A 25508-nucleotide genomic window follows, 5' to 3' on the forward strand; every position below is an offset into this window, starting at 1 on the left:
ACCGTTAGATAACAATTTAATTATCGGCTAGAACATTGCTGCTGATCATCTTCATATACTGGCGTGTGTTCTATATATTGGCGATTTGCCAAAGCCTTTTGTGCCTGTTTATCCTCACGTAACAAAACAAATGTAACCATTACCATCGCTAGACTTAGTGCAGTTAAATAACTATATGTGACTGGCATTTCAAAAGTGACTTGAACTCCAAAACGGACCACTTCCAATAGCCCCCAAAAGAACATCCCTGCAAGCATAAAACCAAGCCAACGACGGTAAGGAGAAAAGAAAACAGCAACAAGCGCGACAGCGATCAAGCTGAATCCGGCGATAGCGGCAAAATTCGCTGTTACCATAGAAACCTCCGTCTTAATGAAAACGTCTAAAAAGATTCGGTCTTAAAAACCCGACCTCATTCCAAAAACAACTTTAATTCATAATTTGTGTTGAAGCTTAGGATGCATTATGGATGTTTTTTTTTAGAAAAAAAGACCCGTTTTTTCTTAATGCGACATACTTTGTCGCAACATTCTTTTGTCATTACATTTTTGTAAAATTCAAAAAGTTCGATTCCCTATATGGCATCAATTCTGGCGTGTCATTACAAAAAAATATGCTGTTTTTAAGGATCAAAATAAGTTTTTTTCAGATTTTTTTATTGCCTTTTTTCTGTGCAAAATTCTGTCATAACTTGCTTGTTTTTATGACTATTCTGCATAAAAAAAGCGCTACTCTGAAGTAGCGCTTAAAGCTTAGCCCTATAGGTTAAGCACGGTTTAAATCTTTGTCATGCATACCTAATAAATACAGCACGCCATCTAAGCCTACACTTGAAATAGCCTGATTTGCATTTTGACGAACTAACGGTTTAGCGCGATAAGCTACACCTAAGCCTGCAATAGCAAGCATTGGCAAATCGTTTGCACCATCACCTACTGCCATCGCTTGCTCTAGAGAAATACCCATTTTATTTGCAAGTTCGCGTAATAACTCAGCTTTACGAGCGCCATCAACAATTGCGCCTTTTACTTCACCTGTTACGAAACCGTCTTGCACATCTAAGATGTTTGCATGAACTTCATCAATACCAAGCTTGCCTTGTAAATATTCAGCAAAATACTGGAATCCACCAGATAAAATTGCCGTTTTATAACCAAGCGCTTTTAAAGTCGAGATCAGGCGTTCTGCACCTTCAGTAATGGTTAAACGCTCTGCAATTTTAGGTAGAACAGCAGCATCTAGCCCTTTTAATAATGCAACACGTGCGCGGAAGCTTTGCTGGAAATCAAGTTCACCTTGCATTGCTCTTTCAGTAATTTCAGCAACTTGTGCGCCTACCCCTGCTTCAATCGCTAACTCATCAATCACTTCTTGTTCAATGAGTGTTGAGTCCATATCAAAACAAACTAAACGGCGGTTACGTCGATAAGCGTTGTCTTCTTGAACGGCAACATCAATATTTAATTCGCTTGAAAGAAGTAAACATGCTGCACGCATAGCTTGAGCATCTAGAGTTGGGCCACTGCTTAAACCAAACTGTACACATGCACGACGTGGGAATGCGCTATCCTTTTCAAAGTCGACACGGCCTGATAAACGGGTAACCGTTTCAATGTTAAAGCCTTGGCTAGACACAATTTGTGTAACCGCTTGTAAGTGTGCAGCAGTGAGTTCAGGGGCTAAAGCCGTGACGATATAACGAGTACGACCACCTTCAGTTACCCATTGATCGTATTCTGCGCCTGTGATTGGTTTAAAGCGCACTGTTAAGCCAATATCATGTGCTAAAATCAGAATTTCTTTCATTGCCAATGCAGTCGCAGTTTCATTATCGGAAGCGACTACAATGCCTAATGTAAGTTGATTATGAATAACAGCCTGACCTACATCCAGTATTTGCAATGAATGTACGGATAGTACTTGCATTAATCGGGTAAACTGGTTTGGTTGGTCTGGTCCTAAAAAGGATATAAGAATGATTTCTCGCATGAATTGACTCTAGTCTGAGTGACAACTATTGTAAGAATCATAATCGAATTTCAATATAATTGCCTTGGAAGTTTAACTTGATTGCGCCTAGACAAGGGCTATTTGCTAGCCTACTGATCGTTAGTTTTGCATTGCATACCTTTTTAATGGTGATTGCAACAACACACCAGCTTAATGAAAACCGTGCGAGTCAAGGTCAGCTCATGACTAGTCAACTCGTGGCCGACAGCTTATCTGAGCTAGAACCTGCTAATACGGTGTCTTTAGCTCTGATTGCCAATCGCTATGCGACCAATCCAAGCGTTGCGTCTATTCGCATTCTTGATGCCAACAAACAAGTACTGGCAACGAGTGGAATTTCAAAAACTCGCCAAGGTGAGATTTTTGCTCGTGATGCTTTGCAAAACGAAAAGAAAGTAGGCTCTATCGAGGTTACGCTGATTCAGCCAAGTATTGGCGAAATTTTGCGCACACAATGGCTAGCAATCTTAGCATCTCTGTTTTTGCATGTTTTATTATGGCTTGCCTATCGCGCGATTGCTCGCCCAACCCGTAGCGAATACTTGGCACGCATTAATGAAGAAAACCGCTTGAAACATGAAATTCAGCAGTTAACTCAGGCGCTTGCATTAGAAAAACAAAATACGGTGACATTGGTTGCCCAAGCTCAGCAACAGGCTAAAGCTAAACCAGCGCTTCGCCCACAAGCCGAAAAAACTTCAGAGTCAGCTGATCAACATACTTTGGCACTCAATATCCAGTTTTATGACCCTAAACAATTATTAAGCAGTGTGAATCAATCGGTATCTGTTCCGTACTTTAAACTCTGTCAGCTCTTTTTAAATAAGAGTATTGAGTTATGCGTGAAGCATTACCAATTGAAGCTAACAGATATTGAAGTGGTAGATGAGTTTAATGCCGAGGGCGCGACACTCGCGATTTCAACCTCGCATACGCATGCCGTAGAGTGTTTACTCATGATTGGAACCGTATTCCAACTACTCTCAGACGTTTTATATAAACGTTACCGCGAAGATAAACGCTTTGCGCTGCAAACCCGTAGCGCAACGTGTAATGCTGTAGAAGCAATGCAAATTGATGCGAAAGAAGCTGCTCAACGTTTAGCACAGCATCTTCATGCGAAAGAATCTGCTTTATATCTTGAAAATGATCAACTCAAAGCAATTCAAGACAGCTATCAACTTGTGGCAATGCCAAACCCAAGCAATGTGATGACTCGTCATGCCTTTATGATCAATGGTATGAATGCAGAGTGTGCTGAACTTGCTCAAAATATTCGGACTGAAATTTTGATGGGGAAAAAATCAATCCCACAAAATGATAGTCCAAGCAGTGCAGCTTCATAAAAAATAACTGCGCATATCAGAACCTAGCCTTTTGGCTAGGTTTTTTTATTTAAATTCATTGTTTTTATTTTAAATTATTCCATTTTCTTATGATTTATTTGTATAAATAAAGCTGGATCTATTCTATCTCGATGCAAAGTTGGATAAATCAGAATCATAGGCAAAATTATCTAAACAGCGTAAACTATGCAAAATTTATTAAATAGAAATTGTCTAACGACAAAAAAAGGTGAGAGCGAATGCCGCTGAGTCGTGTTGAAGATCTTGTCGCCGATATTCGTGCAGGCAAAATGGTTATCTTGATGGATGACGAAGATCGCGAAAATGAAGGTGATCTTGTCATTGCAGCAACGCATGTTCGTCCTGAAGACATTAACTTCATGATTACCCATGCACGTGGTCTAGTTTGCTTAACGTTAAGCCGTGAGCGCTGTAAGCAGTTAAACCTTCCGTTGATGGTTGACCAAAACGGTGCTCAGCATAGTACAAACTTTACCTTATCAATCGAAGCCGCTGAAGGTATTACGACTGGTATTTCAGCAGCAGAGCGTGCACATACAATTCAAGCTGCTGTCGCAGCGCATGCAAAGCCAAGTGATATTGTACAACCGGGCCATATCTTCCCGTTAATGGCACAGCCAGGCGGTGTTCTACATCGCGCGGGTCATACCGAAGCGGGCTGTGATTTAACACGCTTAGCAGGTCTTGAACCAGCGTCTGTCATTTGTGAAATCATCAATGAAGATGGCACAATGGCACGCCGTGCAGATTTAGAAATTTTTGCCGAGAAGCATGGCTTAAAAATTGGTACAATTGCGGACTTGATTCACTACCGCATGACCAATGAGCAAACGGTTGAACGTCTGGATCAAAAAACCATTCAAACAGAATATGGTTCATTTGAACTCTATCGTTATCGTGAGATTGGTAACCCAGACATCCATTTGGCTTTAGTCAAAGGCGAGCCAAAAGAAGGTGTTACAACAGTACGTGTACATGGTTTCAGTCCAATTCGCGATTTGCTTAAGCTAAATAAAGCTGATGGTGAACCTGCGTGGAATTTAGACCGTGCACTACAGACAATTGCAGCGAGTGATCGCGGTGTTTTAGTCTGGATCGGGCAAGATCATTTGCAAGACTTGGGACCAGCGCTGGATGATTTAAACAAGCCGAAACCGGTGAAATCCAATGCAGCACTTTCACATCAATATCAAACCATTGGTGTAGGCGCTCAAATTTTGCGTGACTTAGGTGTTGAAAAAATGAAGCTTCTTAGCTCACCATTACGTTTCAATGCTTTATCTGGCTTTAATTTAGAAGTAGTGGAATATGTCACTGCTGATCAAATCACAACGAAATAATCGAGGTTGCTATGGCAATTCGCCGTATTGAAGGTTTATTACATCTCGCAAGCGAAGGTCGTTATGCGATTTTAGTGGGTCGTTTCAACAGTTTTGTTGTTGAACACTTATTGGATGGTGCAATCGACACATTAAAACGTCATGGTGTAAATGAAGATAACATTACTGTTATTCATGCTCCTGGCGCATGGGAACTCCCGATTGTTGCTAAAAAATTAGCTACATCAAATCAATTTGATGCAATCATCGCACTTGGCGCAGTTATTCGTGGTAGCACACCACACTTTGACTTCGTAGCTGGTGAATGTGCAAAAGGTTTAGGTGTAGTTGCGTTAGAAAGCAGCTTGCCTGTCATCAATGGTGTATTAACTACTGATAGCATCGAGCAAGCCATCGAACGTTCAGGTACAAAAGCAGGAAACAAAGGTAGCGAAGCTGCTTTAACTGCAATTGAAATGGTTAATTTATTAAAGGCAATTTAAAGCATGTCTCAAACACTGCAAGCCGCTTATGCAGCAAAACGCAAAGCACGTCGTTTTGCTGTACAAGGTATTTATGAGTGGCAAATGAGTCACAATCCTGTACATGAAATCGAAGCACGTACTCGTGCTGAAAATGCCATGCACAAGGTAGACTTAAATTACTATCACGAACTATTAACGCAAGTGATTGCACTGCGCGATGATCTTGATGCATTACTCATTCCGGTACTTGACCGTGAACTTAGTGCACTTGATGGCGTTGAGCTTGCAACCCTACGTTTAGGTGCTTATGAGTTACGTGATCATTTAGAAGTACCTTATCGTGTAGTTCTTGATGAAGCCATTGAACTCGCCAAACACTTTGGTGGAGCAGATAGCCATAAATACATTAATGGCGTTTTAGATCGTTTAAGTTCAACACTACGTAGTGCTGAAAAACAACAAGCAAACTAATAGGTTTGAAGTTGATATGGCTGAGTTTTCTATTATTGACCAATACTTTAACAGACAATCTTATACAGATGTCACCTTAGGTATTGGAGATGACTCAGCCTTAGTTACCCCTCCTCAAAATCAACAATTGGTGATCTGTGCAGATACGCTAGTTGCTGGTCGACACTTTCCTCTTAATACCTCAGCGCATGCAATTGGCTGGAAAAGTGTGGCTGTTAATCTTTCAGATATTGCTGCCATGGGTGCTAAACCTCATAGTATTTTACTTGCGTTAAGCCTACCTACCATTGACCATGAATGGCTCAAAGGATTCAGTCAGGGCATCTATGACTGCTGTAATCAATTTGGTGTTGCTCTCATTGGTGGAGATACGACCCAAGGTCCACATCTGACCATTACAGTGACGGCTATGGGTTGGATTGAAGCTGGACAAGCCGTGTTACGTTCAGGCGCAAAAGTCGGCGACTATGTTTGTGTAAGCGGTCAAGTCGGAGATGCAGCCTATGGTTTACAACACTTAGGACACCCTTTACAAACAAGACTAGACTACCCAACACCACGTTGTCAGCTTGGACAACAGTTAAAGGGCCTTGCTTCTAGCATGATTGATATTTCTGATGGATTAGCACAAGATTTAGGTCATATTTTAAAAGCATCCAAGGTCGGTGCTCGATTATTTTTAGAAAAGTTACCGATTGATTCAACGCTAGAGAAACTACCAGAACAGCAGCGCTGGCAATATGCGCTAGCAGGTGGTGATGACTACGAATTATGTTTTACAATAACACCGCAAAATTATGAAAAACTTTTGCAAAAACAACTAGACATTAAGATTACAATGATCGGACAGATCGTTGAGCAAACACAACTAACTTTTGAGCATTTGGGTTCAGATTACCCATTGCAAATTCATGGATACCAACACTTTGCATAAGCCGCCGATTCATTTTAAAGACATGTCTTGGTTCAACCGCTGCATCGTTTTCTGTGGAGTTGGTTTCGGATCTGGTCTCGCACCTAAAGCCCCCGGTACTTTTGGCTCTGCTTTTGCCCTACTCTTCGTTCCGATCTGGTTATCGCTTGGATTTAACTTAAGCTTAATCGCGATAATTATCATGTCTTTGGTCGGGATTTATATTTGTGGACAAACAGCAAAAGTCATAAATGTACACGATGATGGTCGAATTGTGTGGGATGAATTTGCAGGGCAATCTATTACCTTTCTTCCTCTCATTTACTTACAACAAATGAACTGGATGTGGGTGATCGTCGGCTTCATATTATTTCGAATTTTCGATGTTTGGAAACCTTGGCCTATCCGTGTTATTGATCGTCAAGTGCATGGTGGTTTTGGTATTATGCTTGACGATATTATTGCCGGTGTATGGGCTGCTCTTTGTACACTAATTATTATCCATTTGACTTAATCATTAGAGTTATACATGTCAACTACTGTCATTATTCTTGCTGCTGGCAAAGGAACGCGTATGCGTTCTCAGCTTCCTAAAGTATTACAACCTTTAGCAGGTCGCCCACTATTAGGGCATGTCATTGAAACAGCAAAACAATTACAAGCTAAAAATATTATTACGATTTATGGTCATGGTGGTGACCGCGTACAACAAACATTTGCCCAAGAAAATGTTCAATGGGTTGAGCAAGCAGAACAACTTGGTACAGGTCATGCAGTACAAATGACCTTGCCTGTACTTCCTAAAGAAGGTGTTTCACTGATTTTATCAGGCGATGTGCCATGTATTAATGCAAATACGCTACAAAAATTATTAGATGCATCGACTCAGACAGGAATTGGCTTAGTTACGCTCACTGTAGATGATGCAACAGGTTATGGCCGTATTGTGCGCCAAGATGGCAAAATTCAAGCCATTGTTGAACATAAAGATGCAAACGAAGCACAACGCCAAATTAAAGAGTTCAATACAGGTATTTACTGTGTTAGCAACGCAAAACTTCATGAATGGTTGCCTAAACTTTCAAATGAAAATGCACAGGGTGAATATTATCTAACTGACATCGTTGCAATGGCAATTGCAGATGGCTTAGAAGTTGCCTCTGTTGAACCAGAGCTTGCTTTTGAAGTTGAAGGTGTTAATGACCGCTTACAACTTGCAGCTTTAGAACGCCAGTTCCAGCAAGAACAAGTTAAAAAGCTAATGCAGCAAGGTGTAATGTTCTTTGACCCTGCACGTTTTGATTTACGTGGCTCTGTAAAAGTTGGACAAGACGTTCGTATTGACATCAATGTTATTATTGAAGGTGAATGTGAGCTTGGTGATTTTGTAGAAATCGGCGCTGGCTGTATTCTAAAGAACACCAAAATTGCAGCAGGCACCAAAGTTCAAGCCTATAGCGTTTTTGATGGCGCAGTTGTAGGTGAAAATGCTCAGATTGGACCATTTGCACGCTTACGCCCAGGGGCTAAATTGGCAAATGAAGTGCATATTGGCAACTTTGTGGAAGTTAAAAACACAACGATTGGATTGGGTAGTAAAGCTAATCATTTCACCTATTTAGGTGATGCAGAAATCGGTGCTGAATCAAATATTGGGGCAGGTACTATTACTTGTAATTATGACGGTGCAAATAAACACAAAACCACTATTGGCGATGCCGTTTTTATCGGTTCTAATAGCTCGCTGGTTGCCCCGGTGACCATTGGGAATGGCGCAACAGTTGGTGCGGGTTCTGTGATTACGAAAGATGTAGCCGAACAAAGTCTCTCCTTTGAACGTGCGCAACAAATTTCAAAAGCAAATTATCAACGTCCCCAAAAGGTTAAAAAATAAGAGGATTGAAGTATGTGTGGTATCGTCGGAGGCGTTGCAGAGCGTTGTGTAACCGAAATTTTAATTGAAGGTTTAAAACGTCTTGAATACCGTGGTTATGATTCTGCGGGTGTTGCTTTACTAAATAATCAACAAATTTTACGTGAGCGCCGTGTAGGTAAAGTTATCAATCTTGCTGATGCAGTTGCTGAACACCAACTTACAGGGGCTATCGGCATTGCGCATACACGTTGGGCGACCCATGGTAAGCCAACTGAAAATAATGCTCACCCACACATGTCTGGTAAGGTTGCTGTTGTACATAACGGCATCATTGAGAACTACCAAGAGCTAAAAGATGACCTTCAAGCGTTAGGTTATGTTTTTACTTCTCAAACAGATACTGAAGTTGTTGCCCACTTAGTTGCTGAAGCTCTAAAAAGCACAGATAGCCTTTTAGATGCTGTTGAAACTGTTGTACCTCAGCTTAAAGGTGCTTACGCGCTAGGTATTATCCACAGCGATTATCCAGATGAACTCATTACTGTACGTGAAGGTTCACCTTTAGTGATTGGCGTAGGTATTGGTGAAAACTTTATTAGTTCAGACCAACTTGCCCTTTTACCAGTGACAAACCGCTTTATGTACCTAGAAGAAGGTGATATTGCACGTCTTACACGTACTTCAATCGAAGTATTTGCAAATGGCGAACGCGTTGAACGTCCAGTAAGAGAGCTTGATGCAACCGTAAGCAGTGCATCAAAAGGTGAATACAAACACTACATGCTCAAAGAAATTTATGAGCAACCAGAAGCAATCAAGCAAACTATTTCTCAAGCGCTTGATGGCAATAGCTTGCGTGATGATTTCTTGAAAAATGCTGATGCAGATTTCAACAAAATTCAAAGCGTACAAATCATTGCTTGTGGTACAAGTTACCACTCAGGAATGATTGCGAAATATTGGTTTGAACAACTGATTGGCGTGCCTTGCCAAGTTGAAATCGCGAGTGAATTCCGCTATCGCACCCCTGTAATTGTTGAAAATACACTTTATATCTGTATTTCACAGTCAGGTGAAACTGCTGATACTTTAGCGGCACTACGTGAAACTCAAAAGCGTGCGAAAGCAAACAATATCGATATTCAGACTTTGACTATCTGTAACGTTGCGACGTCTTCAATGGTTCGTGAAACTGATCATCACTTATTGACTCTTGCTGGTCCTGAAATTGGTGTTGCTTCAACTAAAGCGTTCACGACTCAGCTCGCTGCGCTTATGTTGTTAATCTTGAAAATTGGTCAAGTGAAACAACGTATTAGCCCTGCTCTTCTTGAAGAAATTACACGTGAACTATGGCACAGCCCGAAAGTTATTCTTGATACGCTTAAACATGATCCAGAAATTTTGCGTTTGTCTGAATTATTCGTTGAAAAAAATCACTGCTTATTCTTAGGCCGTGGTACGAATTATCCAATCGCATTAGAAGGCGCATTAAAGCTTAAAGAAATTTCATATATTCACGCAGAAGGTTATGCGGCTGGCGAGTTAAAACATGGTCCATTGGCACTTGTTGATAATGAAATGCCAATCGTGATTCTTGCTCCAAATGATGAAATGCTTGATAAGCTAAAATCAAATATGGAAGAAGTTCAGGCACGTGGTGGTGAATTATTCGTTTTCGCTGATGAAAATAGCGGAGTGAATGAAAAAGATCGTCAACACGTTGTACATATTCCAGCAGTAAATGAATGGTTAGCTCCTATTGTTTATAGCGTACCAGTTCAGTTATTGTCTTATCACGTTGCTGTATTACGTGGTACAGACGTTGACCAGCCACGTAACTTGGCGAAATCAGTAACTGTAGAGTAATAATCAGACATGCTATCTATGCCATACATGGTCTAGATCGCTTCTGTTGATTAGAAAGCCCGATATGCATTAATTGCCTATCGGGCTTTTTTATTGCGTTCATATCGCTACAAAAGCGCTTTTACGTGAAAGAAAATCTAGTTTGATAGTAGAGAACTCCCCTAGGACCCTGTGTCACAACGGACTTTTACTTTTGCGCTGATTTAAAGTTTGAGAGATCATTGCGACACAGAGATAAAGGAGCTAAGCGAACTTAGCCCATTTGAGTTTTGTCGCAGCGTTGAATGCTGCTGAACAAGTTAGGGGCAAAGTCCTGTGGGAGAACAGGACTTTGCAAACTGGTGTGTTTTAAACGTTGTACGGTTTGAGGTGAATACACCTGCGCAAGCTGTTGGCAAATACAATTGCAACTGGCTTGCATGTGTTCACCTGACAAGCAAATTCTTTTAAATTCCTGCTGAGCATTGGCATCATCATTTGTAATACCGTAAGCACCGACCACAAGGTTTAAAAACAATATAAATTTATGAAGTTTCATATTATTCTCATGATTATTTATATCTTTAAATAAAATAAAAATATTATTCGTTTAAATATTAAAATAATTTTTAAATAATAATTAATCCTCCCACAAAAATAGGAAAATAAAATAATTAAGATTTTAAAATAAAAATAATTTATAAATTTAAAAAATCAGGATATAGAAAACCCAAATTTTAAATAAATAAAATAGTTAAATGAGAGAGAAAATGAGTTTAAATAATGGCATGGCCAACTCCTTAAAAATGGAGTCCTACCACCAAATCACCGTCAATTGATTAGGGTGGCAGAACGAAAGAGGGTTAGCAGACTGACCTAGCGACCAGCACGCGCGAACGCGTCCCCCTTCCGCCCTACCATAGAGAAAAAGGGGGCACAAAGGTTCCACATGGGAAATACTCAGAAAGTATAACCCATTCGCTAGGATACGGTCTGCTAAAACCGACTGGCAATGTAGGCCAGCAACGAAATATTAATCGGTATAATAAAGAACGTCAATTTATTTTAATGAAAAAGTTTAAATATAATAATTTAATTAATGTTTAAATAATATTATCCTCTTTATTATATTTATGTCTTTAAATTAAATTTAAAATATAAAATTTGGTTATATATATTTAGTTAATAAAATAGATTAATCGTTAATTCTAATTTAACAGTCTATATAAATATATAGAGAGATGTTGCCCGATCATGTAACTTGGCTAAGTCAGTAACTGTAGAATAATTTAAAAATATCATGTTATGAAAGTCATCTTTGTTTTGATAATTCATCTATTAAAAAGCCTGATATGTCTTTGAAATACATACTGGACTTTTTTATTACGTTCATGAAACTTTAGAAAATAGTGGTATGTTCTTCTTAAGATATTCTAATAAATACAACTAAATCAATATGTTATATACAAAAACCAACAAAAACAGTTGGATTTATATGTGAAAAATTATGGTATAAATCACGCTTCGAAATTTGCCTAATAACTATAAATTTCGACTATTACAAAAACTTTCTAATTATAAGGAGCAACTCATCATGGCTAATGGATTTCCAGGTGGAAACTTTAGAATCGTTAACAAAGAAACAGGTGCATGTATCGCCAGCGCATACGGTGGACAAACCCATGGCTTACAAGATGCTGTAACTGCACGTGGTGAAACGGGTCAGTTAGCCTATTCTCATACAAATGACCGACTCTTTACGGTACATGACAAGGTTAAAAACATAGACGAAGAGCTTTGGTATTTTGACAGCCAAGACTATCGCAGTGGTCGAGAAAATAAGCTTTATAACAAAGTTAAAGATATCCGTTCTAGTTGGGTGCTCGGTGCTCATGTTGAAACAGATGCGATTGCATATAAATTATTTGATAAAGACTTAGAGCATTTCCTTAGTCTTTTACCAAAGCAAGATGAAGAAACAATCGCCCACTTAAAAACCAGTGATTGTCTTGATATTGTTCATTTATTACAGACATTTATTTATAGTAACGGCGAAGAAACGATTAAATCGGAACTTGTTGGTAAACTCGATGAGACTAAGCTGAACGAATATTTAAATGCTGTACTCGCTCATGAGTCAATTCGTCGCATCGAACAAAAGTTCTATGAATATGCTGCCTCTCCTTGGCTCTTTTTAGATATTCCTGAACTTAAAGGTTTGTCTGAAAATCCTTTCGCTCAGCAGAATGAACAAATCTATAAGATCATTCTTGCCTCTGTACAATTAGATGTCTTGGATCAAAAAGATTGGACTACAAGATCAGAGTTCCGATTGCATTTACGCCATGACAATATCGATGCTCTACTCAAAAATATGAAGAAAGAGAGCATGGCGGAGCTTCATGGAAAAGCATATAAAGAATATGAAAATACTCAAGACCTCAAAAAAGAAGCCGTAAAAGTCCTTCTAGAGCTTAGAAAAGCACTAGATTTACATACGAATGAAAAAAATATGGAGACAGTCAAAAAGATTTTAAAAGTCAGCTTAAAATCAAATGAGTCTTTTGAACAATTGCAAACAGCGTTAAACAGTACCAATGGTAAAGAAATAAAACCAGTTAATTGGCATAGTGGCAATGTCTTCTTGCAAGGCGCGGGTCGCCAGTACCAAACTAATTGGGCATTTGAAGATGGTTATATCTTTGTAGAGGGTCAACCAGATGCTGTACTGACACATCTCTGGGGTTCATCTGTAGGTATTAGTCAACGCTCTAATGACCCAAAACAGCGCTGGGAATTGAAATAAGCCGAATCTAAGTTCTCAGAGTTTAAGCTTTAGTCATTAAGACTTTAGACAGTGACTCTAAAAACTACATAAGTTTATTTTTAATCATCCAAAGAATTTCAAATCATTCTTTGGATGATTTTTAGTTTTATAGAATAAATCTGATTATAAAATTGAAATACTTATAAATTTCTTATACTTTAAATTGTTTAAAATTCACTCAAAAATAGTAACAATAAGATAGGTAAAAACATGATTTCTTTAGAGCTATTCATTACATTTTTAATTACTACAATTATTTTTGCTTATATTCCGGGTCCGGCAATGCTGTATACCGCTGCACAGACGCTTTCTCGGGGTAGAAAATCTGGCCTAATGGCAGCATTTGGAATTTTCTTAGGAGGCTGTTTTCATATCATCGCGGCGTCTTTAGGCTTAACGACTATCTTTCAAATTATTCCAAAACTCTATGATATTATTAAAATTTTAGGTGCTTTGTATTTAGTTTGGTTAGGTATTAAATTAATTAGATCTACCTCGTCCCCGACTGTTCAGCAAAATGTTGAAAATGGTCAGTTATCTTTGAAGCAGAGCATTCTGGTCGAAGTTTTAAACCCTAAGACCGCTATTTTTTATATCGCCTTTTTACCTCAATTTATTAATACATCATTCGATTTTCCAGTTTGGTCTCAGTTCATTATTTTAGGACTGATTGTGAATCTGATCTTTGTTTCTGCTGATGTTGTTTGTGTGTTTTTAGCCAATTACATCAGTCAAAAATTAACTAAATCAAAGAAGCCCCAAAAATCTATGTCAGTGATGGGTGGACTGATTTTTATGGGGCTAGGCGTTTTTCTTGGCTTTAAAAACCAGTAGTTTCTACAGGTAAATGCTTACCTAACAAAGAAAAACTAACATCCGCAACTTCCAACGGATCTGAACTGGTCCAAATAATATGATTTCCCTCATTTGGACTTTCAGAACTTAAATGATATTGATTGAGCTGCCGAATTAATTGGGCAGTTACAGCTTCCGAAGGCTCAATAATTTGGATATCACGACCTACAATTTCCTGAATTGTGTCTGAAACAAACGGATAGTGGGTACATCCTAAAATAATCGTATCGACTTTTTGTTCGACCAACGGCGCCAAAATATTTTTTAAATAATCTTTAACTTCCGCTGTATGTGCTTTACCCGTTTCAATTTTTTCGGCTAAGCCAATACACGGCACTAAAGAGACTTTGATATCTTGTGCGTAAGTTTCAATTAAGCTTTTTAAGTTTTTGCCCTTCACCGTGGTTGCTGTTGCCAAAACAGCAATATGCTTGCTTTGTGTGATGGCTACAGCAGGTTTTACCGCGGGTTCTATGGCAATAAGTGGCACATTAATTTGCGCTCTAATCGTTTCAATTGCTACAGCCGTCATGGTGTTACAAGCGACCACAATCGCTTTGCACTTCCCGTCATTTATAAGATTTGAGATTAAGTGAGTGGTTCGTGAAACAATCCAGTCACTTTCCTTGTCTCCATAAGGGACATACTTCGAGTCAGCAAAGTAAATTATATCTTCATTCGGAAGCGCCTGCCGAATATGCTTAAAGAGAGACAACCCGCCTAAACCAGAATCAATCATTCCAATCGGGTTATTCTTCTGGTTCATTGTTTTTCCAATTTAAAATTCTAAAAGAAACTATATTTTTCATTATTATATTATGTTTTCTATCCGTTTTTAAATCAGGCCCAACGAGGACCTGACCTAAATTTCGAATTTTATTTTAAGTTGCCGATTTTTGTTCCTTAATCCAATTTTTAATACGTGCATCCAATATATTTAAAGGCAATGTTCCTGCATTTAAGATCATGTCATGGAACGCTTTGATATCAAAACGGTCTCCAAGCTCATGTTTCGCGAGCTCCCGTAGCTCTAAAATTTTCAGTTGGCCCATCTTGTAAGCTAATGCTTGAGCAGGAATAGCAATATAGCGGTCTGCCTCTGCCTGAATATCAGGTTCATCTAAAGCTGAGTGTTCTCGCATAAAATCAATCATTTGCTGACGGGTCCACTTTTTATAATGTACGCCAGTGTCCACCACTAAACGACAAGCACGGAACAACTCACTCGATAGTCTTCCATAGTCTGAAAGCGGGTCTTTATAGAAACCCACATCTTTGCCCAATTGCTCTGCGTAAAGTGCCCATCCTTCAATATAAGCGGTGTGATTCGGCTGCTTTCGGAACATCGGTAAATTTGGCAAGTTTTGGGCAATATCAATCTGCATATGGTGGCCGGGAATTGCCTCATGGTAAGCAGTCGCTTCCATTGATATTTTGGAACGCTCAGAGAAGTTGCCAGTATTTACATATACTTGTCCGGGACGTGAACCATCAGGTGTGCCTTGGTGATACTCCGCACCTGCCGCTTCTTTTTCTCGATATTGCTCTACAGGCAAAACTTCGACTTTATTTTTGGGTAATAAACCAAACAGCTTCGGCAACTCTGGTTGCATTTGGGCAATATACCCGCGATAAATCTCTAAAATTTCTTCACGAGATTTTGGGAAAACCGCAGGATTTGTTTTTAAGGATTGTTGGAAACTTTTTAAGTCATTGAAACCTTGTGCTTTGGCAATTTTAAGCATTTCCGCTTCTATACGAGCAACTTCTTTTAACCCAAGCTGATGAATAGTTTCAGGGCTTTCCGAGGTTGTCGTATTATCTTCTACATAAAAACGATAGAGCTCGTCACCGTTTGGCAAACTCCATATCCCCTCGTGTTGTCGCCCATAGGGTAAGTAATCTTTCTGAATAAACGTGCCGAGTTTTTGATAAGCAGGCCGTACATTCTGATCTATGGCTTGTAGTATTTCACGGCTTAAACGCTCTTGTTCTGCTTTCGGAATATTATTTGGAAACTGCTTTAATGGTGAAGCAAACACACTGTCTTTCCCTGCTGGAGTTGCAATGCTATCAATCTGCTTTGCCACCTTTTCAATTAAATACTTGGGTGGCATCAAGCCGTCTTTTTGCCCTTGTTTTGCTAACTGAATCCCTTGATCAAGAATAAGAGGGATTTGTTTTAAACGAGAAATATAGTCTTGATATTGCTTCGCATTATTAAAGGGAATCGAACTAATAAATCCCGGAAATTGTAAATGTAGCCCCCACATTTGATTGAAAGGCATCTCATAGAGTTTCAAATCATAACTTTTAAGTGTCTCTTTCAACTGATAAATCATTAAATCTTTATTCAATTGATCAGTTGCTGAAAATCCTGTGCTATCGATTGCTTCAAAACGTTTTAAAAAATTTTGGGTAGTTTTTTTATCTTTTTCGATCTGAGTTTTTGAAACCTCGGTCCATCGATTGTTGTAGCGTAAATCTCCTAAAGTCGTTGCAATTTCAGGGTTATTTTTCAAAGTATATTCCCATTGTTCTTGTAAAAGCTGATTTAAAACTTTCACCCGAACAGAGACATTACTGTTTAGTTTAGATTGTGATTTTTCGATGGTATTTGTATTTATTTCGGGGCTTGCAGCATCAGAAGAATGAGACATCCAAAATAAAACACTGATACAAGCAAAATGTAAGGTTCTGTTTTTCATTTAATTATCCAGAAATATTTAACGAAGTTTAAAATAAAGACAAAACAAATTACGTGCCAAGCAGCATATAAAATGGTGTAAAAATCGAGTATTTTTTAACTCAATGATTTTATAAATTAATTTTCTTTTTAATTAAATTATTTATAGTTGCTATCTTTATTCCGAATCTGACTTTAATTTACCAGAAAGTCAAAAAAAGAGCACATGAGCGATCTCAGTGCACTTTTTTATTTCTACATTAAAAATTGTTTCTCAAGAAAACAAATACTGATAAACAATATACGCAGCCAGTTTCGCTGTTCTATTGTCTAAATCAAATTTTGGATTGCACTCAGCAATATCTAAAAGTTTGATTTTCCCAGTCTCTTGAATATGCTTAAAAATTGCTTCAAAAGTGGCTAAATCAATTCCTTTTACAGCTGGTGCACTGACTCCGGGTGCAACCGCAGCCGTGAAGACATCTAAATCTATCGTAACGTACAAACAGTCTACTTTTTCAATAAAAGCATCAACCGCTACAAGCACGTTTGGTAGGTTAAAAATATTAACCTCATGATCACGTAAATATGCACAATTTAGCGCATCGGCTGTATCAAACAAAACTTTAGTATTGGCATGGTTGGCGACCCCAATACATAAATAATTAAATTGTTTTTGATGCTGTTCTGAAAGCCTTGCTGCTTGTAAAAAAGGTGTTCCAGAAGTTGCATGCTCTGCTTCACGCAAATCAAAATGGGCATCGAAATTAATAATGCCTATTTTTTTATCTGGTGCGTGGGCTTGTAGATATTGAAACAGACCGCTAAAGCTGCCAAATGCAACTTCATGTCCACCACCAAGTACAATCGGCTTTAAACCATTTTGTAAGCTAGTTGCGACTTGCTCCGCCAACTCGGTTTGGGCTTGCTCTAAATTGTCATATTCGCAGGTCACTGTACCCAAATCGACAATACTGACTGGACGATGAATAGGTAAATTGGCAAGCTGATTACGGATTGCATCTGGCGCATCGGCAGCACCAACTCGGCCTTTGTTACGTTTCACGCCTTCATCAGAGCTAAAACCAATCAACGCAAATTCGGCATGTTGGGTTTTATTCATAATATGGTGAATACGTTGGTGTGCTTCACCCTCGCCATCATGGCGACCTTGCCATTTAAATGTGTGATTCATGTGACACCGTTTAAAAAATAACTTCTTGTCCATGCTGAATGACTCGCTTAGGCAAATCTCCGCCCAGCCAGTAAACAATTTCAGATGGATGCTCAATATCCCAAGCCACAAAGTCAGCGACTTTGCCCTGCTCCAGACTGCCATGCGTTTGTTCTAAACCGAGCGCTTGTGCAGCATGAATGGTGACACCCGCTAATGCTTGCTCTGGTGTTAGACGGAAGAGCGTACTTCCCATATTCAGCATTAAACGTACAGAAAGTGCTGGAGATGTACCCGGGTTTAAATCACTCGATAGTGCAATACGCACGCCATGTTTAATGAGGCTTTCAATCGGTGGGTATTGTGTTTCACGCAATAAATAAAAGGCGCCCGGTAGTAACACAGCAACCGTACCCGACTCTGCCATAGCTTTGACATCATCTTCGGTCATGTACTCTAAATGGTCGGCTGACAAAGCATGATAACGTGCTGCCAAGCTTGAACCACCTAGCGGTGAAAGCTGTTCAGCATGCAGCTTAACGGGTAAACCCAATGATTGTGCCGTTTTAAAAACACGCTCAACCTGAGCTGGTGAAAAGGCTAAATGCTCGCAGAACGCATCAACTGCATCGACTAAGCCTTCAGCATGCAGTTTAGGCAGCATTTCTGTACAGATATGCTCGATATAAGCATCGCTTTGATCTTTGTACTCTGGCGGTAAAGCATGAGCAGCCAAGCAAGTGCTTTTAACCGTCATCGGTAATTTTTCACCAATTTGACGGATCACACGCAGCATTTTGCGTTCATTTTCGTAATTGAGTCCGTAGCCAGACTTAATTTCGATAGTGGTTACACCATCTTGTTGCATACAGCGAATACGTTTAAGTGCTGAATTTAATAGTTGTTCTTCGCTGGCTTCTCGGGTTGCGCGTACTGTACTGGCAATACCGCCACCACTTGCTGCAATTTCAGCATAACTTACACCTTGCAAGCGTTTTTCAAACTCAACACTACGGTTGCCACCAAATACACTATGCGTATGACAGTCAATGAACCCTGGGGTCACCCAAGCGCCGTTTAAATCAACTGTTTCGGAATATGTGTCGGTAGGAAGTTGTTGTTGTTTTCCAATCCATTGAATGAGATGCCCTTCTGTGACAATTGCAGCATCTTCAATGTAGGAGTATTGCCCATTTTGCATGGTCGCAATGTGGCAATTCTGCCAAAGTTTTTTCATGAGCCTTTCCTCAAAACTGCCCAATAGTGAAACCATTGGGCAGTTCATTTGTTAGCTTTCTATCTCAACATTTTGCTGGATAGGATTACTTTCCTTTCCCAAGTTTTGCTGTGGTTTTATCCATATGCGATAAGCAATAGTTAAGAGTGCAAGCCATGCTATTCCGACATAAATTGCAGGACGTGAATCAGGGAAATAACCCATCATGACTAAAATGAACACCATAAAACCAATCGCGAACGCAGGTGCAACTGGCCAACCCCATACAGGGAAATCAAGTGCCTTAATTTCAGCAGTAGATAATTTACGGCGCATCGCAACTTGCGAAAGCAAAATCATGAGCCATACCCAAACCGTTGCAAAAGTGGCAATTGATGCAATGATCATGAATACATTTTCAGGAATTAGGTAGTTCAACACCACACCAATTAACAGCACACCAGCCATAACCACAACAGTCATCCAAGGCACACCATTACGCGATAACTTTTGGAAAATTCGAGGTGCTTGACCACGGTTTGCCATACCATAAAGCATACGGCCAGCGCCAAATACATCACTATTAATTGCTGAAATCGCAGCAGTCACCACCACAATATTTAGAATATTCGCGGCAGATTTAATGCCTAAATTTTCAAAAATTTGTACAAATGGGCTACCTTGGCTACCAATTTGATTCCATGGGAAAATCGACATCAAAACAAAAATGGTCAGTACATAGAAAAGTAAAATACGTACTGGAACAGCATTAATTGCTTTTGGCAAAGTTGTTTTCGGGTCTTGTGATTCGCCAGCAGTTAAACCGATAATTTCGATACCACCGAAAGCAAATACAACCACAGATAAACATGCAACTAGGCCTGCAATGCCATGCGGCATAAAGCCATCATAAATCCATAAGTTCGAAATACCCGGTACCACACTGCTATGGTCAGCATGGAAGCCATAGAACATTAAGCCTATTCCGCCTAAAATCATGGCAACAATAGCACTGACTTTAATGATGGAAAGCCAGAATTCGAGTTCACCAAAGACTTTAACGTGAATTAGGTTAATGGCACCCAAGAACATAATCAGAGATAAAATCCAGATCCACCGTGGTACATCGGGATACCAGAATCCCATATAAATACCAAAAGCGGTGACATCGGCAATCGCGACAATCACCATTTCAAAAACATACGTCCAACCCGTAGTAAAACCTGCCAGTGGACTGATGTATTGTGATGCATAGTGGCTAAATGAACCGGATACTGGGTTATGGACAGCCATTTCACCCAGTGCGCGCATAACGATATAAATTGCAATCCCTGCAACGATATACGCGAGTAAAACTGAAGGCCCCGCCATTTTAATAGCAGTTGCCGAACCATAGAAAAGCCCAGTTCCAATTGCTGAGCCCAATGCCAAGAAACGAATATGGCGGGTGTTCAATCCCCGCTGTAGTGTGGAGTTTTGTGACATTATAATCTCCAATCCTTGAGGAAATTTAGTTAGATTCGGCCACTCCATGTGACCGTTTTATCAATCACACTTCAGATAAACTAGGGAGTAGTTTTGGAATAAGTAACTTGTTTAAGCAGCCACTCGAAAGTAATTCACTTGCTTGTTCAATATCAGGAGCAAAGAAACGGTCTTCACTGTAGTAAGGAACTTGATCGCGCAAGATTTTACGAGCTTGTTCAAGTTTAGGCGAGCTTTTTAAGCCTTCACGGAAGTCTAGACCCTGACAAGCGCCTAACCATTCGACAGCTAAAATGCCACGGACGTTATCAGCCATTGGCCAAAGACGTTTACCTGCATTCGGAGCCATTGATACATGGTCTTCCTGATTCGCTGAAGTTGGCAAACTATCAACACTCGCTGGATGTGCAAGTGCTTTGTTATCACTCGCAAGAGCTGCTGCTGTAACTTGAGCAATCATGAAACCTGAGTTCACGCCACCATTTGCAACCAAGAACGGTGGAAGCTGTGACATGTGACGGTCCATCATCATCGAAATACGACGTTCTGAAAGTGAACCAATTTCTGCGATTGCCAATGCTAAATTATCTGCCGCCATTGCTACAGGTTCTGCATGGAAGTTACCACCAGAAATCACATCACCTTGTTCTGCAAAAACAAGTGGGTTATCAGATACAGCATTTGCTTCAATTTCTAAAACTTCAGCAGCCTGACGGATTTGGGTTAGACATGCACCCATCACCTGTGGTTGGCAACGTAAAGAATACGGATCTTGAACCTTGCTACAGTCTTCATGTGAATGTGCAATTTCACTCGAATCCGTCAATAAGTCACGATAAGCCGCCGCTACATCAATTTGACCACGTTGACCACGTACTTCATGAATACGAGCATCAAAAGGTGAGCGTGAACCCAGCATTGCTTCAACACTTAAGCCACCACAAACTGTCGCAGCAGCAAATAAATCTTCAGCTTCAAACAAGCCACGTAAAGCATAAGCAGTCGAAACTTGTGTACCATTTAGAAGTGCCAAGCCTTCTTTAGCAGCTAAAGAAATTGGCTCTAAACCTGCAATTTTTAAAGCTTCAACTGCTGGTAACCATTCACCTTTGTAGCGAGCTTTACTTTCACCAAGTAAAATCAAAGACATGTGTGCAAGTGGTGCCAAGTCACCTGAAGCGCCTACAGAACCTTTAAGAGGAATGTGCGGATAAACTTCAGCATTAATTAAAGCCAACAAAGCATCAATCACTTTACGGCGAATACCTGAGAAGCCACGTGCCAAGCTATTTGCTTTCAATAGAATAATTAAACGAACCATTGCATCATCAAGTGCTTCACCTACACCTGCCGCATGCGAAAGAACTAACGAACGCTGTAATTGTTCTAAATCTTCAGGAGCAATCTTGGTTGAAGCAAGTAAACCAAAACCTGTGTTAATGCCGTAAGCTGTACGTCCTTCATTTACAATCTGTTCTACACAAGCCACGCTTGCGTTGATTGCAGCTGAAGCACTTTCATCTAATTTAACTTTAATCGGGTTGAGGTAAGCTTGACGTAAATCAGCTAAGGTTAATTTTCCCGGTTGGATCAGTAATTCCATGTTGGCTTCCTAATTTTTTGCACTATATTCTGCTGAGACAGTGCTTTTCACAATTGCAAAAAGCACCGCCAGTTCTTCCATGTATTTTTATTGCGTGATCATTGGCAAGTTTAAGCCTTGCTCTTTCGCACAGTTAATCGCAATTTCATAACCGGCATCGGCATGACGCATAACACCTGTTGCAGGGTCATTGGTCAGTACACGAGCAATACGTGCAGCAGCTTCATCTGTACCATCACACACAATCACAACGCCTGAGTGTTGAGAGAAGCCCATACCTACACCGCCACCATGGTGTAGAGATACCCAAGTTGCGCCGCCTGCTGTATTAAGCAAAGCGTTTAATAAAGGCCAGTCTGATACTGCATCTGAGCCATCTTGCATTGCTTCAGTTTCACGGTTTGGACTCGCAACTGAACCTGAGTCTAAGTGGTCACGACCAATCACAACTGGAGCTGATAATTCACCACTACGTACCATTTCGTTAAATGCCAAACCAAGTTTTGCACGTAAGCCTAGACCAACCCAACAAATACGCGCTGGTAAGCCTTGGAAGCTAATGCGTTCACGAGCCATGTCTAACCAGTGATGTAAATGTTCATCATCAGGAATTAATTCTTTAACTTTGGCATCTGTTTTATAAATGTCTTCTGGGTCACCAGAAAGCGCTGCCCAACGGAATGGACCAATACCACGGCAGAACAATGGACGGATATATGCAGGTACAAAGCCAGGGAAATCAAAAGCGTTTTCTACGCCTTCTTCTTTTGCCATTTGACGGATGTTATTACCGTAGTCAAATGTTGGAACACCCATTTTTTGGAAATCAAGCATCGCTTGTACGTGTTTCGCCATCGACTGTTTTGCAGCTTTTACAACCGCTTCTGGTTCAGTTTTCGCACGTTCACGGTATTCATCCCAAGTCCAGCCTACTGGTAGGTAGCCATTGAGTGGATCGTGTGCACTTGTCTGGTCGGTGACCATGTCTGGACGTACACCACGGCGAACAAGCTCAGGTAAAATCTCTGCAGCATTACCATGAAGTGCAATTGAAATGACCTTGCCTTCTTTCGTGTAACGATCAATACGCGCTAAAGCATCATCTAAATCAGTCGCTTGTTCATCTACATAACGGGTACGTAAACGAAAATCGATACTTGCTTGTTGGCATTCAATATTTAAAGAACAAGCACCTGCAAGTGTTGCAGCTAAAGGCTGAGCACCACCCATACCGCCTAAACCAGCAGTAAGAACCCAACGACCGTTTAAATCACCGTTGTAATGTTGGCGGCCTGCTTCAACGAAAGTTTCGTAAGTACCTTGTACAATGCCTTGGCTACCGATGTAGATCCAAGAACCTGCTGTCATTTGACCATACATTGCCAAAGCTTTAGCGTCTAATTCGTTGAAATGTTCCCAGTTTGCCCAGTGCGGTACAAGGTTTGAGTTTGCAATTAAAACGCGTGGTGCATCTTTATGAGTTTTAAATACACCGACTGGTTTGCCTGATTGAACTAATAAAGTTTCGTCAGTTTCAAGATTTTTTAAAGTATCTACAATTTTGTCGAAACATTCCCAGTTTCGTGCTGCACGGCCAATACCACCGTATACAACCAACTCTTTCGGGTTTTCTGCAACGTCCGGATCAAGGTTATTCATCAACATACGTAATGGAGCTTCAGTTAACCAACTTTTAGCCGTCAATTCAGTGCCGCGTGGCGCACGAATTTCTACATCACGAAATTTTGTTGTCATTGTTGTCACAGGCGGACTCCTTCCTTTGAGCTTACATCAGCAGAACATCACTTGTTTCTGCATTTGTATAGTAATGTATTAACTTGTATATACATCCATATACTACACAAATATTTTACGGCGTGAAGAGGGTTACTCATATTTTTTTAAAAAAACTGAATAACCTTATGAATTAAATTAATTTATTTTTATATTAAGCATAAAAAAAGCACATATCTTTTAAATCGACATGTGCTTTTTAAGTCGTAAATAATGTCTTTTTATCGCTGAATTAACTCAATGACATAGCAGCTTTTAAGTTGTTTTTTGGGAAAACTGATCGATGTCACGCCAGCATTTTTCCCAATTTTTAGCGTCTCGTGAGCAGCAAGCTGAACGGAATGATCATCCACATTTATTTGTGTTTCACCACCCTGATTAAAAATAAAAATCAGGTCTGCCGAGCTAATAAATGCCTGCTCAGCTGCATCATTCAACCACTGAAAACGCGCATGAAACTTTGCAGGATCATAAATTAAATTTAAATCTCGAATTGCACCGTCTACCAGTTCACTTTGAACCTGACTCTCACCATGAAAAGCAAAAATATCGCCTTGGTTCAGCGTTTTGGCAGGAAGATCATCGACATGCAGAACCATGCCCTGTCCATCGAGTACGCTAATAATGCGCTGCTTATTGGGAAATAAAGAAAATGGCCCAGAAGTAGTCACATCAGCCATCGAGATACGCCACTCAAAGTCGCCTTCACCTTGGCTTCGAGCAATTTCTAAAGTGAAACCTGCACCATTTTTCCAAAGCATTTTTGTATATTGATCGGCCCTGATCAACTCAATCATGGGTTAAATTTCCCTTCGAGATAATAGCGACTACCCGGATAAATCAAACGTGCGCTTGAGATCAACTGCTTGTTTGACCATGTACGGCGACGGATCAATAAGCATGGTTCAGCTTTGGTAATCTTCAACCATTTACACTCTTGAGGAGATGCTAAAACTGCCTCAACAATATGCTCACCTTCTGAGACAGGTGCTTTTGCCATGAGGTAAGCATTAGGCGTAATGGTTTTAAAGTCTTGTTGTAAATAATCTGGAATGAGCGCTGCGTCGACTAAACGATCTTCGACCTGAACAGGTACATCATTTTCATAATGCACAATAATCGAGTGGAATAATCTTTGCCCTTCGCGAGTCTGCATTAACACGCTTTGCTCTGCATTTGCATAAATTTGTTCTAAGACTAAAACTTCAGCGTGGTGCTTATGGTTTCGTGCAATAATCTCATCGGCAATGTTATTAATCTGAAAAAGTGCAGTTCGGCCTTGCCCTTCAGCAACGAAAGAACCAACACCTTGAATTCGAACAAGTAAACCTTCCGTCGTTAACTCACGAAGCGCACGATTTACCGTCATACGGCTACAACCGAGTTGATTAACCAGTTCACTTTCCGAAGGAATTTTTTTATTTACAGCCCATGAACCTTCATAAATTTTTTGTGAAATCAGCTGTTTTACGCGTTGATATAAAGGAACTGGACTATCAGCTTCAATCGAAAGCTCAGCATGTTCTTGTTTTGATGTTCTGGGCATAACAAATACTCAAAAAGGCGGCAGGCAAAAAGG

General features: G+C 40.0%; 21 protein-coding genes and 1 pseudogene. 10 read left to right on the plus strand and 12 right to left on the minus strand.

The features are described 5' to 3' along the window. Nucleotides 1–20 precede the first annotated feature (20 nt). Together aciT and serB are read right to left on the minus strand one after the other, a co-directional pair. Nucleotides 21–356 carry a ciprofloxacin tolerance protein AciT gene (gene aciT, locus ACT53H_RS13035; protein ID WP_004704819.1) on the minus strand — a complete coding sequence of 112 codons (336 nt, stop codon included), beginning with the start codon at nucleotides 354–356 and terminating at the stop codon, nucleotides 21–23. A gap of 409 nt (nucleotides 357–765) precedes the next feature. Further along, complete coding sequence (gene serB / locus ACT53H_RS13040) at nucleotides 766–1989, minus strand: phosphoserine phosphatase SerB (protein WP_004790139.1); 1224 nt, start codon at nucleotides 1987–1989, stop codon at nucleotides 766–768. A 59-nt stretch (nucleotides 1990–2048) separates the two neighbouring features. Between serB and ACT53H_RS13045 the strand changes: the two genes are divergently transcribed. The 8 genes from ACT53H_RS13045 (at nucleotide 2049) to glmS (ending at nucleotide 10310) form a co-directional block, all read left to right on the plus strand. Then, nucleotides 2049–3356 carry a hypothetical protein gene (locus ACT53H_RS13045; RefSeq protein WP_312821317.1) on the plus strand — a complete coding sequence of 436 codons (1308 nt, stop codon included), beginning with the start codon at nucleotides 2049–2051 and terminating at the stop codon, nucleotides 3354–3356. A gap of 239 nt (nucleotides 3357–3595) precedes the next feature. After that, a complete protein-coding gene (gene ribBA / locus ACT53H_RS13050) occupies nucleotides 3596–4717 on the plus strand; it encodes a bifunctional 3,4-dihydroxy-2-butanone-4-phosphate synthase/GTP cyclohydrolase II (RefSeq protein WP_003654193.1) in 1122 nt (373 codons plus the stop codon). A gap of 11 nt (nucleotides 4718–4728) precedes the next feature. Then, nucleotides 4729–5199, plus strand: coding sequence for a 6,7-dimethyl-8-ribityllumazine synthase (ribH, locus tag ACT53H_RS13055; protein ID WP_002119264.1), 471 nt, complete (start codon nucleotides 4729–4731; stop codon nucleotides 5197–5199). Nucleotides 5200–5202: 3 nt separating this feature from the next. Continuing rightward, nucleotides 5203–5652, plus strand: coding sequence for a transcription antitermination factor NusB (gene nusB, locus ACT53H_RS13060; protein ID WP_004790142.1), 450 nt, complete (start codon nucleotides 5203–5205; stop codon nucleotides 5650–5652). 16 nt (nucleotides 5653–5668) lie between these two features. Continuing rightward, nucleotides 5669–6586: a thiamine-phosphate kinase gene (gene thiL, locus ACT53H_RS13065; protein WP_476009357.1), complete on the plus strand. Its 918-nt coding sequence runs from the start codon at nucleotides 5669–5671 to the stop codon at nucleotides 6584–6586. Beyond that, complete coding sequence (locus ACT53H_RS13070) at nucleotides 6564–7079, plus strand: phosphatidylglycerophosphatase A family protein (RefSeq protein ID WP_013196559.1); 516 nt, start codon at nucleotides 6564–6566, stop codon at nucleotides 7077–7079. The genes thiL and ACT53H_RS13070 overlap by 23 nt, the downstream gene beginning before the upstream one ends. A 15-nt stretch (nucleotides 7080–7094) precedes the next feature. After that, complete coding sequence (gene glmU, locus ACT53H_RS13075) at nucleotides 7095–8459, plus strand: bifunctional UDP-N-acetylglucosamine diphosphorylase/glucosamine-1-phosphate N-acetyltransferase GlmU (protein ID WP_476009358.1); 1365 nt, start codon at nucleotides 7095–7097, stop codon at nucleotides 8457–8459. Between the two features lie 12 nt (nucleotides 8460–8471). Next, nucleotides 8472–10310, plus strand: coding sequence for a glutamine--fructose-6-phosphate transaminase (isomerizing) (gene glmS, locus ACT53H_RS13080; RefSeq protein ID WP_004790149.1), 1839 nt, complete (start codon nucleotides 8472–8474; stop codon nucleotides 10308–10310). 243 nt (nucleotides 10311–10553) lie between these two features. On the opposite strand, the pseudogene ACT53H_RS13085 reads toward glmS, so the two are convergent. Next, nucleotides 10554–10848 (minus strand): annotated as a pseudogene (locus ACT53H_RS13085) (hypothetical protein). A gap of 1035 nt (nucleotides 10849–11883) precedes the next feature. Between ACT53H_RS13085 and ACT53H_RS13090 the strand changes: the two are divergent. Further along, the gene (locus ACT53H_RS13090) at nucleotides 11884–13095 is read left to right on the plus strand and encodes a hypothetical protein (protein WP_151963721.1); all 1212 of its coding nucleotides are present in this window, start codon (nucleotides 11884–11886) and stop codon (nucleotides 13093–13095) included. A 231-nt stretch (nucleotides 13096–13326) separates the two neighbouring features. Then, a complete protein-coding gene (locus ACT53H_RS13095) occupies nucleotides 13327–13950 on the plus strand; it encodes a LysE family translocator (RefSeq protein WP_151792515.1) in 624 nt (207 codons plus the stop codon). Here the strand turns inward: ACT53H_RS13095 and murI are convergent. The 9 genes from murI to hutC all read right to left on the minus strand — a co-directional run bounded on the left by murI (nucleotide 13937) and on the right by hutC (nucleotide 25475). Beyond that, a complete protein-coding gene (murI, locus tag ACT53H_RS13100; RefSeq protein ID WP_476009359.1) occupies nucleotides 13937–14737 on the minus strand; it encodes a glutamate racemase in 801 nt (266 codons plus the stop codon). The two genes, ACT53H_RS13095 and murI, sit on opposite strands and share 14 nt — an antisense overlap. A gap of 115 nt (nucleotides 14738–14852) precedes the next feature. Further along, on the minus strand, nucleotides 14853–16679 hold the full coding sequence (locus tag ACT53H_RS13105; RefSeq protein WP_476009360.1) for a DUF885 domain-containing protein: 1827 nt from the start codon (nucleotides 16677–16679) through the stop codon (nucleotides 14853–14855). Between the two features lie 252 nt (nucleotides 16680–16931). Then, on the minus strand, nucleotides 16932–17852 hold the full coding sequence (hutG, locus tag ACT53H_RS13110; RefSeq protein WP_476009361.1) for a formimidoylglutamase: 921 nt from the start codon (nucleotides 17850–17852) through the stop codon (nucleotides 16932–16934). Between the two features lie 10 nt (nucleotides 17853–17862). Next, nucleotides 17863–19068: an imidazolonepropionase gene (gene hutI, locus ACT53H_RS13115; protein ID WP_476009362.1), complete on the minus strand. Its 1206-nt coding sequence runs from the start codon at nucleotides 19066–19068 to the stop codon at nucleotides 17863–17865. A gap of 51 nt (nucleotides 19069–19119) precedes the next feature. After that, nucleotides 19120–20532, minus strand: coding sequence for an amino acid permease (locus ACT53H_RS13120; RefSeq protein ID WP_312821331.1), 1413 nt, complete (start codon nucleotides 20530–20532; stop codon nucleotides 19120–19122). 64 nt (nucleotides 20533–20596) lie between these two features. After that, nucleotides 20597–22135 (minus strand): histidine ammonia-lyase, encoded by a 1539-nt coding sequence (gene hutH / locus ACT53H_RS13125; protein WP_107880409.1) that lies wholly within the window; start codon nucleotides 22133–22135, stop codon nucleotides 20597–20599. Between the two features lie 87 nt (nucleotides 22136–22222). After that, nucleotides 22223–23890, minus strand: a complete 1668-nt coding sequence (gene hutU, locus ACT53H_RS13130; protein WP_081399456.1) for a urocanate hydratase — start codon at nucleotides 23888–23890, stop codon at nucleotides 22223–22225. A 260-nt stretch (nucleotides 23891–24150) separates the two neighbouring features. Beyond that, on the minus strand, nucleotides 24151–24726 hold the full coding sequence (locus ACT53H_RS13135; protein WP_476009363.1) for a HutD/Ves family protein: 576 nt from the start codon (nucleotides 24724–24726) through the stop codon (nucleotides 24151–24153). Further along, the gene (hutC, locus tag ACT53H_RS13140) at nucleotides 24723–25475 is read right to left on the minus strand and encodes a histidine utilization repressor (protein WP_005066641.1); all 753 of its coding nucleotides are present in this window, start codon (nucleotides 25473–25475) and stop codon (nucleotides 24723–24725) included. The genes ACT53H_RS13135 and hutC overlap by 4 nt, the downstream gene beginning before the upstream one ends. Between the last annotated feature and the right edge of the window lie 33 nt (nucleotides 25476–25508).

The sequence above is a fragment of the Acinetobacter sp. DMC2 genome, assembly GCF_056314305.1.